Below are 6,091 nucleotides of genomic sequence, written 5' to 3'. Positions count from 1 at the left end.
CGCATTTGCGTGTTTTAAATTTATACCGTTTAACTTTTTATCTAGTTAAAAGCTTCAATGATTTTAGAGAAATCTTCTACTTTTAAAGCAGCTCCTCCGATCAATCCACCGTCAATATCCGGCTGAGAGAAAATTTCTTTTGCATTATCAGGTTTCACGGAACCTCCGTAAAGGATAGATACTTCGTCAGCGACTTCCTGTCCATATTTTGCAGCGATTGTATTTCTGATATGAGCATGAATTTCCTGAGCCTGTTCCGGACTTGCAGTTTCTCCGGTTCCGATAGCCCAAACAGGCTCATAGGCGATAACCACTTTTTTAATTTCCTCAGCAGATAAAGTAAAAAGTGCAGTTTCAGTTTGTTTTTTTACAATATCAAGGTGTTGACCTGCTTTTCTTTGTTCAAGGGTTTCTCCGTTACAATACACAGGGATTAATCCTTTATCTAAAGCCAATTTAACTTTCTTATTACAATGCGAATCCGTTTCTCCATGATATTGTCTTCTTTCAGAGTGCCCGATTAAAGAACCGTTGACATCAATAGATTCGATCATATCGGCAGAAATTTCTCCCGTATAAGCTCCGCTTTCATGTTCGCTGATGTCCTGTGCGAAAACTCCTATCTCATCTTTTTCAAAGATATCTTTAGCCATCATTAAATATAAAGATGGTGGAGCAATCCATACCTCACAGTTGGTTACATTATTATTTTTATAGCTTAGTAACTGAATCATCAATTGTTGAGCATCAATTACATTTTTGTTCATTTTCCAGTTTCCTGCAACTATTTTTCTTCTCATAGGATTATAATATTGATTGATTTACTTTTTAATTTCTTTATTAAATTTTTACACTCACGTACTTATTGGACACTTTCTTTCTAAAAAAATCTGAAAAATCTGCGAGTCTTTACTATTTACTGATTCCTTCCAATTTAAACATAAAAGCATATACTAAGGCAAGGTCTTTTAAATAATCAAACCTTCCCGAAGCTCCTCCATGCCCGTAATCCATATCTGTTTTTAAGAATAATACATTCTTGTCTGTTTTCATATCTCTTAATTTGGCTACCCATTTAGCCGGCTCGAAATATTGAACCTGAGAATCATGTAAACCTGTTGTTACTAAGATATTAGGATAGTTCTTCTTTTCTATATTTTCGTAGGGAGAATAGGATTTCATATAGAAATAAGCCTCTTCATTATTGGGATTTCCCCATTCATCATATTCGTTGGTTGTTAACGGAATGCTTTCATCAAGCATCGTATTCACTACATCTACAAACGGAACCTGTGCAATGACGCCATTCCATAGGTTAGGATTCATATTGGCTATGGCTCCCATTAATAATCCTCCGGCGCTTCCACCCTGAGCATACAGATGTTTTGGAGATGTATATTTTTGCTTAACAAGGTATTCTCCGGCATCGATGAAGTCCGTAAATGTATTTTTCTTTTTCATCATTTTTCCGTCTTCATACCATTGCCTTCCCATTTCCTGGCCACCGCGGATATGGGCGATAGCAAAAGCAAAACCTCTGTTTAAAAGGCTTAGTCTTGTACTTCCGAAGCTTGCATCCATAGAGTTCCCGTAAGATCCGTAAGCGTATAAAAGGAGAGGGCTGTTGCCATCCTTTTTAAATCCCTTTTTGTAAACAATAGAGATCGGAATTTGGGTTCCGTCTTTTGCTGTAGCAAAAAGCCTTTCTGTTGTATAATCGTTTTTATTATAACCTCCAAGGACTTCCTGCTGTTTTAATAATGTTCTTTTTCCCGTTTTCAGGTTCTGTTCGTATTGAGAACTGGGAGTGATCAGAGAAGTATATCCGAAACGGAAGTTGTCCGTATTGTATTCCGGATTTCCCGAAGAATAAACAGTGTAGGTGGGTTCATCAAATTTCAGAAACTCTTTTTTACCTGTTTTTCTGTCATAGATAACCAATTGAGAAAGTCCGTTTTGTCTTTCACTAAAAATAAGATAATTTTTAAACTCACTGATTCCCTCCATAAGCACATCTGTTCTGTGAGGAATAAAATCTTTCCAGTTTTCCACTCCTGTTTTATCAAGAGGAGTTTCTGCTACTTTAAAATTTAAGGCATCTCTATTGGTTACGACAAGGAATTTATCCTCCAGAGGGGTAACGTCATATAAAACATCTTTCATCCTTGGCTGGAAAACCTTGAATGTGCCGTTCGGAGTATCGGCATCCAGGTATCTGGTCTCAGAAGATGTAGTGGCTCCTGAATAGATCATAATAAATTTATTATTCTTGGATTTTTCTACACCGATATAATTTGTTTTGTCCTTTTCTTCATATACCGGAATATCTTTTGAAACATCAGTCCCTAATGTATGTCTGAATATTTTTTCTGTTAAAAGAGTTTCCGGGTTTTTTGAAGTATAGAATATGGTTTTATTGTCATTGGCCCAGATTGCCGAACCTGTTGTATTTCTGATTCCCAGATCAGTCGTTTTTCCGGTAGATAAATCTTTTAAAAATAATTTGTATTGTCTTCTGGAAACATCATCTACTCCATAAATCATTTTAGTATTATCAGGGCTGATACTGAATCCTGTAGCGGCATAATAAGGATGTCCTTCTGCCATTTGATCCACATCCAGAAGTATTTCTTCAGGGGCTTTAAGATTCCCTTTTTTTCTGCAGTATTTATAATATTGCTTACCTGTTTCAGTCCGGGTGTAATAGTAATATCCGTTTTTAAAGACAGGAACAGATTCGTCCTTTTCTTTAATTCTGGCTTTCATTTCCTGAAAAAGCTTTTCCCTGAAAGGTTCAGTATCTTCCATCATGCCTTCCCAGTAGGTATTTTCTGCTTTTAGATAATCGACAACTTTTGTGGAATCTTTTCCTTTTTTAAAGTAATCAATCATCCAGTAATAAGGATCATTGACTTTATCATTGTGAATATTTCTGATATGTTCCTGTTTCTCAGCGACCGGGGCTTTAAGATCAGGGAATTGCTGTGCTTGAAAAATAGGAGTACTCATTGCTAATAATGCTAAATACAGTTTTTTCATATGTTTTGAATTTAAGGGAGCCGGACTAATTCAAATGCCAAAGGTTCTTTAAAAGCTTATAGAAAGTATGTTCTTCCTCCGTCACAATATCATCTGCTTTAATTAAAGACTTAGCAAACTGAACAAAACTTTTACGTTCCTGTTCCGTGGAATCTTCAAGGAAACAACGGGCATGGAATTCAAAATGATCTTTCCATTCTTCAGGCTGTAATAATGCAATTGCTTCCAGTTCATTATCCAGATTGATTTTGAATGGAAATTCTTCAGCTAGATATTTATGAATATGAATCCCTTCTTCGGGAGCAAATACTCCGTCTACGGAAGATAAGATCATTAATAAGTGATAGCCGGCAATAGATTTATTTGATTTTTGCATTACAATAGGTTTAGTTAATTATTTGATATAGTCTTTAGCGGGTTGTTTATCCACAATCTTTCCGTTTTGCAGAATAAGAACAAACGGGTTACTTCTTGCGATGGTTTTAATTGCGGTTCCGTCCATCATCGCATTCGGAATGGTTTTAAAAGTATGGGGATCTGTAGAAACACCATAAATAAGAGCATCTTTTTGAGTGTTGACTTTAGCTTCTACTTTCTGAAGCATTTCCGGAGAAACTTCTTTAGGGTGATAAGAAAAAACAATAATTGCTTTAGGGGCTTTAATAATTTCTTCTGTCAGTTCATTTCCTGTAGGATCTTCTATCTTGAATTTTACCACTTCTGAAGAATAGCCTTCTTTTACCAATACCGATTCATTTTTTCCTTCTTCTATTTTCCAGGGAGAACCATCTTCCCAGTATTTTGTTTCTTTGATATAATCATCCTGATTAACTTTAAGCACTTCTCCTGTTTTTTCATTTTTCAGAGAATAGAACGTTTTATATTCGGATGGATTTTTAGCGATTTTTTCCTTTTCAGCTGCCAGATCTGCTCCTATTTTATAATCCCGGAAGTCGATTAAAGGTTCATGCATAATCCCTTGAAACATAATATAGATCATAATTATGGAAAAAATACCTGTAACCCAGTATTTTGCTTTGTTTTGTGATTCTTCTTCTTTCTTAAAATCATTTCTGTATAATAAAAACAGAATAATAAGACCGGCTAAAAGAACAATATCTTTAATAAAGCTTTGCCATGGTGTGAATTTAATGGCATCTCCGAAACATCCGCAGTCGGTCACCACATTAAAGTAAGCGGAATAGAAAGTAAGGAATCCAAAAAATATACATAGGATGATCAATGCCCAAAGGGTAAACTTAAGTTTCATTCTTAATAAAAGCATGATACCCAAACCAAGTTCTAAGACCACCATTATAATGGAAAATATCAATGCAAACTTCTCGAAAAACGGCATATTGAATACCGCCGGGGAAAAATATTCTTCCATTTTAAAGGAAAAACCTACTAAATCCACGGCTTTTACAAATCCGGAAAGAATAAAAATAATGGCAATAATGAATCTTAATAAACCTTTGATCATATTAAATAGTTTTGGGTTCGAACTGATTTTGCTGTTCAGAGAACTTGATAAGACAAAAAACAGCATAATTTAACATATCAAAATAATTAGCCTCTAAGCCCTCTGATACGATGGTCTTGCCCTGATTATCTTCTATTTGTTTTGTTCTCAAAACTTTCTGATAAATTAAATCGGTAATGGAAGAAATTCTCATATCTCTCCAGGCCTCTCCATAATCATGGTTCTTTCTTTCCATAAGTGCTTTTGCTTCATCAGCATATTTATCATACAGACTTATTATTTCGTCTTTATTTTCGTTGAAATCATCAGAAAGCCCTTTTTCCAGCTGAATAAGTCCAATGATCGAATAATTCACAATAGCAACGAATTCATCATCTTCACTTTCATCCACCATTTTCTTATCGGTCATTTGTAAAGTACGGATCCTGTTGACTTTAATGTAAATCTGATCGGTAATGGAGCTTGGTCTTAATACCCTCCATGCGGCTCCGTAATCCTGTAATTTTTTACTGAAAAGATCTCGGCACTGACTGATAATTTTCTCGAACTGTACTGAAGTTTTTGACATATACTTTCTTAATAGCCCAAATATACAAAATAGCTTTCAAAACTGATGATTTAAGTTGGTAGGGATAAGGTTTAAATGATAAGTCACATAGATTTTTCACCAATATTCCAAAAGCCAGGCTCTCAATAATAGTTCAGAGTATATTCATTATTAAAATTTCTAATTCACAATTTATCACTCCTAACTCAATAACTCTTATTTTTGTATCATGAATCATTTATCATTGTATCATCATTATTCCATTAATTGCAATGGCAGATTAGTCAATTTAGAAGGCCCTAAGATTATGGGAATTCTGAATCTTACTCCCGATTCTTTTTCAGATGGAGGACATTTTAATAATGAAAAATCAGCACTGCGGCATGCTGAAAAATTAATAAAAGAAGGAGCAGAAATTATAGATATCGGTCCTCAGTCGACAAGACCTAATGCTGACTTTTTAAGCAGTGAAGAAGAAATCAGGAGATTAGGAACTGTAGTTTCAAATATTAAAAAAGAATTTCCTGAAGTATTGATATCTATTGATACTTTCTATGCTGAGACGGTAAAGTATGGTTTTAATGAAGGGATGGATATTGTTAACGATATTTCCGGCGGACAATATGATGACCGTATGTTTGATGTCGTAGCTGAGACAGGATTGCCTTATATTTTAATGCATGTAAATCCTTCTTATGATACCATGCATGATAAAATAGAATTTCAGGATATAACGCTGGAGGAGAATCAATATTTTTCTAAAAAAATCAATGAATTATTAAAAAAAGGAATTCATGATATTATTTTGGATCCGGGATTTGGATTTGGAAAAAAGGTAGAGGATCAGATGAAATTATTAAATGAAGTACAATATCTTGGTTTTGGAAAATTTCCTTTGCTAATTGGAATATCGAGAAAATCTTTTATTTATAAGTCGTTGGGAAAATCGCCTTTGGAAATTAATGAAGAAACTCAGAAACTCCACTTTAAAGTTTTGGAGCAAGGGGCTAAAATACTTAGGG

The 6,091-nt window shown here is 34.6% G+C and carries 6 protein-coding genes; 1 reads left to right on the top strand and 5 read right to left on the bottom strand.

What is annotated here, in order from left to right; all coding sequences use genetic code 11:
- Positions 1-41: 41 nt before the first annotated feature.
- From tpiA to Q0A18_RS07125, 5 genes are all read right to left on the bottom strand, one after another.
- Positions 42-800 (bottom strand): triose-phosphate isomerase, encoded by a 759-nt coding sequence (gene tpiA / locus Q0A18_RS07145; protein WP_292009457.1) that lies wholly within the window; start codon positions 798-800, stop codon positions 42-44.
- A gap of 112 nt (positions 801-912) precedes the next feature.
- Positions 913-3,039 (bottom strand): S9 family peptidase, encoded by a 2,127-nt coding sequence (locus Q0A18_RS07140; RefSeq protein ID WP_292009456.1) that lies wholly within the window; start codon positions 3,037-3,039, stop codon positions 913-915.
- Between the two features lie 25 nt (positions 3,040-3,064).
- Entirely contained in the window at positions 3,065-3,415 is a 351-nt protein-coding gene (locus Q0A18_RS07135) for a TerB family tellurite resistance protein (protein ID WP_292009455.1), read from the bottom strand.
- A gap of 18 nt (positions 3,416-3,433) precedes the next feature.
- Positions 3,434-4,522, bottom strand: a complete 1,089-nt coding sequence (locus Q0A18_RS07130; RefSeq protein ID WP_292009454.1) for a BT_3928 family protein — start codon at positions 4,520-4,522, stop codon at positions 3,434-3,436.
- A 1-nt stretch (position 4,523) separates the two neighbouring features.
- On the bottom strand, positions 4,524-5,090 hold the full coding sequence (locus tag Q0A18_RS07125; protein WP_292009453.1) for a DUF1599 domain-containing protein: 567 nt from the start codon (positions 5,088-5,090) through the stop codon (positions 4,524-4,526).
- A 286-nt stretch (positions 5,091-5,376) separates the two neighbouring features.
- Here Q0A18_RS07125 and folP point away from each other — a divergent pair.
- Positions 5,377-6,091 (top strand): dihydropteroate synthase (folP, locus tag Q0A18_RS07120; RefSeq protein WP_292009458.1); only part of this gene is annotated, 715 nt, incomplete at its 3' end.

Origin of the sequence: Chryseobacterium sp. (assembly GCF_022712095.1) — a bacterium.
In the GTDB taxonomy this organism is placed as follows: Bacteria; Bacteroidota; Bacteroidia; order Flavobacteriales; family Weeksellaceae; genus Chryseobacterium.
Note: the sequence above shows the minus strand (reverse complement) of the source record. Positions and strands in the feature narration are given on the sequence as shown.